Annotated in this window: 3 protein-coding genes; 1 reads left to right on the plus strand and 2 read right to left on the minus strand. The window is 74.0% G+C overall.

The window, feature by feature from the left end; genetic code table 11:
• Together DMH12_RS37195 and DMH12_RS37200 are read right to left on the minus strand one after the other, a co-directional pair.
• A partial coding sequence (locus DMH12_RS37195; RefSeq protein WP_260474483.1) for a lipopolysaccharide biosynthesis protein occupies nt 1-1,672 on the minus strand: 1,672 nt, incomplete at its 3' end.
• Nucleotides 1,665-2,849: a DegT/DnrJ/EryC1/StrS family aminotransferase gene (locus DMH12_RS37200; protein WP_260474484.1), complete on the minus strand. Its 1,185-nt coding sequence runs from the start codon at nt 2,847-2,849 to the stop codon at nt 1,665-1,667. The genes DMH12_RS37200 and DMH12_RS37195, both read right to left, overlap by 8 nt.
• Nucleotides 2,850-3,348: 499 nt before the next feature.
• On the opposite strand from DMH12_RS37200, the gene fahA reads away from it, so the two are divergent.
• Nucleotides 3,349-4,575: a fumarylacetoacetase gene (gene fahA, locus DMH12_RS37205; protein WP_125495695.1), complete on the plus strand. Its 1,227-nt coding sequence runs from the start codon at nt 3,349-3,351 to the stop codon at nt 4,573-4,575.
• Nucleotides 4,576-4,615 lie beyond the last annotated feature (40 nt).

Raw genomic sequence — 4,615 nt, forward strand, 5'->3', positions numbered from 1 at the left:
CCCCGCCCCGGACCCCCGCGTCCACGACCCGGACCCCCGCGTCGTGGACGCGGGGGTCCGGGTCGTGGACGCGGGGGTCCGGGGCGGGGTGGCGTGGCCGGCGGATCATCGCGAGGGTGTCCGCCTCCAGGGCCTCCCGTTCGTACCCGGGGCGCCCTATGAACAGGGCGACGGTGTCCTCCCCGGACGCGTCCTCGGGCCGTCCCTGCTCGGACGCCGCCCGCCGGGCCCAGGTCGTGCCGTACCCGGCGGTGGGGTTCAGCCGGGCCGGGCCGTGGCCGTGGGAAGTACCGGGCCGTGGCTTGGGTCCGAGCGGACCGGCCTCCACCGTGGCAGCCGGGTCGCCGGAACGACCGGCGCCCTCGATGCCCCGCAGGGCGGAGCGCAGGCCGGGTGCGCAGCCCAGGGCGACGACCGTCATGCTCACCAGCACCGCCCAGCCGGCACCGGAGATGCCGGCCGGCGTGAACAGCACCGCCGCGCTGCCCAGGACGAGGACGCACATGGCGCCCTGCACCGCGGCGAGCACGCCGGTGCGCCCCTGGACGCGGAGTACGCCGATGTACAGCTCGACCACGATCCTCGGCAGCGCGCCGAGGGCGAGCAGCCGCAGCACCGTGGAGCCGTGCTCGGCGTAGTCCTCGTCGAAGGGCGCGAGGATCTGCGGGGCGAAGACGACCAGGAAGAGCACCACCGGTACCAGCAGCACCGTCATGCGGCGCAGCGCTCCCCGGATGCCGTCGGCGAGGCGGCGCGGGTCGTGCGAGGCGTGCGCGGTGAGCGAGGAGGCCATGTTGATGGCCATGAACTCCATCGTGCCGCCGACGGTGTAGGCCACGTAGAAGTAGCCGTTCTGCGCGGCGCTGAAGTTGACCGCGACCATGACCGGCAGCAGGTTGATCATCGCCAGGCTGAACAGCGCCCCCAGCGAGTCCCCGGCCAGGAAGCGGCCCATCTCGCGGGGCTTCGGCGGCTCCACGTCGCGGTCGGCCTCGGCCTGGCGCGGGATCAGCCTGCGGAAGATCAGCCAGCCCAGCGGCAGGGTGGAGAAGGCGATGGCCACGGCCCAGGACACGAAGATGCCCAGCACCGGCAGCGAGGCGGCGAGGACGGCGAGCAGGATCAGCTTCCCGACCGAGAACACCGCGTTCCCCGCGGGCACCCACTCCGCCTTGCGCAAGCCTGTCAGCACGCCGTCCTGGAGGGTGAGCAGCGCCCAGGCCACGCACGCCAGGACGAACAGGGTCCCCATCGCGGCGGTGCCCAGCGGGGCGTACGAGGCACCCCACAGGTCGAGGGTGAGCAGGAAGACCAAGGCGGCGAGGGCGACGACCACCGAACTCGCCGCGTACGCCCGCCACACCAGCGGTCCGGTGGCGCGGCCCGCGCGCGGCACGAAGCGGACCACGGCGCCGATCATCGTCGTCGCCGTGATGCTGGCGAGCAGCCGCATGGCGGCGATGGCGGCGGAGCCCTGCCCGACGGCCTCCTCCGAGTAGTAGCGGGCGGCCACGAGCCAGAAGCCCAGGCCGAGCACGGCCGAGACGCCGGTGCTGAGCATCAGGAAGTAGGCGTTCTTGAAGAGCGAGTCGCCCCCGTGCCCGCTCTCGGGCAGCGCGGTGCCGCCGTCCGCCGGTTCGACGGCCGTCTCGTGCACCCGGGTCTCAGCCACCGGACGGAATCAACCCCTCCGGTGCCTTGGCCGGTCGTACGCCGGACTCCTCGAGCGCCGCGATCACGGCGCGGGCCCGCAGCGGTTCGACGGGCAGCGCGTGCCGCGCGAACCAGCGTGCCCCCTCGGGCGCGGGTGACGGGTCGGTGAAGGCGGCGCCCGCGTAGTCGTCGAGCGGCGGGTCGTAGAGGTAGCCGACGACGATGCCGCGCCGGGCCAGCGCGCGGACCGCCGCGTCCCGGTCGGCCACGAGCAGCGGCACGCGGAACAGGGGCTGTGCCTTGCCGGGAGTCCGGCCGCGCGTTCCCTCCCACCCGGCCGGTCCCGCCCAGGGCGTCGACAGCAGCAGCTCCGTCCCCGCCCGGCAGTCCGCCAGTACCTGGTCCAGCCGGTCGAGTCCGCGCCCGATCCGGCCGAGCCGGAACCGGCCGCCGCGCAGCCGGTAGTCGTGCATGTCGACGCGGACCCAGGGGTCGTGGGCGTCGAGGCCGGGTGCCGAGGCGGCGGCGCGGGCCAGCTCCTGCGGACGCAGCGGCATCCGGATCTCCTCGCGCTCCATCCGCCCCAGCAGCCGCAGCGTGGCCCATGCGGCCCGGCGCAGCCCCAGCCCGCGCACGGCGGCCTCCGCGTACGGCCGTGCGGCGTAGGCGACTTCGGCCCTCGTACGGCGCGGCAGCAGCAGGTCTTCGCAGGTCTTCGCCAGCGTCTCCCGCAGCCCCGGGTCGGCGACCGCGAGGATGCCTCCGGCCTTGGCGCCGACGTGCTTGGACAGGCTGAAGACGGCGGCGTCGCCCCAGGCGCCGACCGGCCGGCCGCCCACCTCGCTGCCGATGGCGTGCGCCGCGTCCTCGAACAGCGGGATGCCCAGGGCGTCGCAGCGGGCGCGCAGCCGGGGCGCCTGGTCCGGGTTGCCGTACAGGTTGGTCGTCAGTACGGCGGACAGTGAGCCCCAGACGTCGTCGGGCACGGCGTCCACGTCGATGGACGCGTCCGACGGGTCCAGCGGCGCCTGTACGGGGCGCAGCCCGGCGGCGAGCACGACGAAGAAGATGACGTCGTCGTTGACCGGCGACATCAGGACCCGGCCGCCGGGCGGGCACCAGTGACGCAGTGCCGCGTACAGCCCGAATCGGCATGACGGTACATACACGCATTCCCGGTCGAGCCGGCCGCGCATGGTCTCTTCCAGCCGTCTGCCCGGCCGTGAACCATCCCGCCCCGAACCCGGACCGGCCTCCCCAATGGCCATCCGTTCCCCCCAGATGTGCCGTCGAAGGCCCCCTCCCCGAGACCTCCCGGCACCCGCCCAGAGTCTCCCTGTTCGCACCGCTCCGTCAAGATTGCGTGTCGGCCTGTGGACAACTTCCCGCACACGAACGGACGCGGAGCGCCACATCCACAACCGTGTGCGCGGGCGTGCGCCGCCGGCGAAGCTCCCGTCCCACGGTTGCTTCCTGCCTCTCGCGCACCGGCGCGCGGACGGGTCCGCGCACGTCGGCCCGCCTGCGCACGCCGCCCTCGTCCCCCACATGGAGCCACCTCCCGCCGCACTGCCCAAGACGGCCGTGTCACCCGTAACGTGTGGCCAGTCCACGCACCACGCGGCGCACACCGGCCACGTGGCGCACACGGCGCGCACGGCGCACATGGTGAGCACGAAAGCGAGGCAGCACCCGATGCCCCCCTTCGATGTCCCCGAGGGCGACCCCTTCGGCCCGCACAACCTTCCGTACGGCGTGTTCTCGATCCCCGGCACGCGGGAGCGGACGGTGGGCGTCCGCCTCGGCGACCACGTCCTCGACGCCGGCGCGGCGGCCCACGCGCTCGGGTCGCCGTACGCCTCCCTGCTCGCGCGGCCCACCCTCAACCCGCTGCTGGCGGCCGGTCGCACGGCCTGGTCCGACGTGCGGCGCGCGCTGACGGCCTGGGTGACGGTGCCCTCCCACCGCGAGACGCTGGAGCCCCTCTTCCACCCGCTGTCGTCGGTGACCCTGCACCTGCCGTTCGAGGTCGCGGACTACGTCGACTTCTACGCCTCCGAGAACCACGCCCGCAACGTCGGCCAGATCTTCCGCCCCGACGCCGCCGACTCCCTCACCCCGAACTGGAAGCACCTCCCGATCGGCTACCACGGCCGCTCCGGCACGGTGTTCGTCTCGGGCACCGACGTCGTACGGCCGTCGGGGCAGCGCAAGGCACCGGCCGACACCGCGCCCGTCTTCGGCCCGTCCGTCCGCCTCGACATCGAGGCCGAGGTCGGGTTCGTGGTGGGGGTACCGTCCGAACCGGGCGCACCGGTCGCGCTCGGCGACTTCCGCGAGCACGTCTTCGGGCTCTGCCTGCTCAACGACTGGTCCGCTCGGGACGTCCAGGCCTGGGAGTACGTCCCCCTCGGCCCGTTCCTCGGCAAGTCCTTCGCCACCTCGGTGTCGGCGTGGATCACACCGCTGGACGCCCTGGACGAGGCCCGGGTGGCGCCCCCCGCGCGCACGCACGAACTGCTGCCCTACCTGGACGACACGGCCGACGACCACGCCGAGCCCGGCGGCTACGACCTGCGGATCACCGTCGCGGTCAACGGACACGTCGTCTCCGAGCCGCCGTTCTCCACCATGTACTGGACGGCCGCCCAGCAGTTGGCCCACATGACCGTCAACGGCGCCTCACTGCGCACCGGCGACCTCTACGGCTCGGGCACGGTGAGCGGACCCGGCGAACGGGAACGCGGGTCGCTGCTGGAGCTGACCTGGAACGGCCGCGACGCGCTGGAACTCCCCGACGGCAAGCGGACGTTCCTGGAGGACGGGGACGTGGTGACCCTGTCGGCGTGGGCACCGGGTCCGGACGGGATCCGGGTGGGGCTGGGCGAGGTGACGGGACGCGTGGTCGGACGGAGGGTCTGAGGGCCGGGCGGCGGAGAGCCCGAGGGCCGGATAGCGGAGG

It is taken from the genome of Streptomyces sp. WAC 04229 (genome assembly GCF_003947455.1).
In the GTDB taxonomy this organism is placed as follows: domain Bacteria; phylum Actinomycetota; class Actinomycetes; order Streptomycetales; family Streptomycetaceae; genus Streptomyces.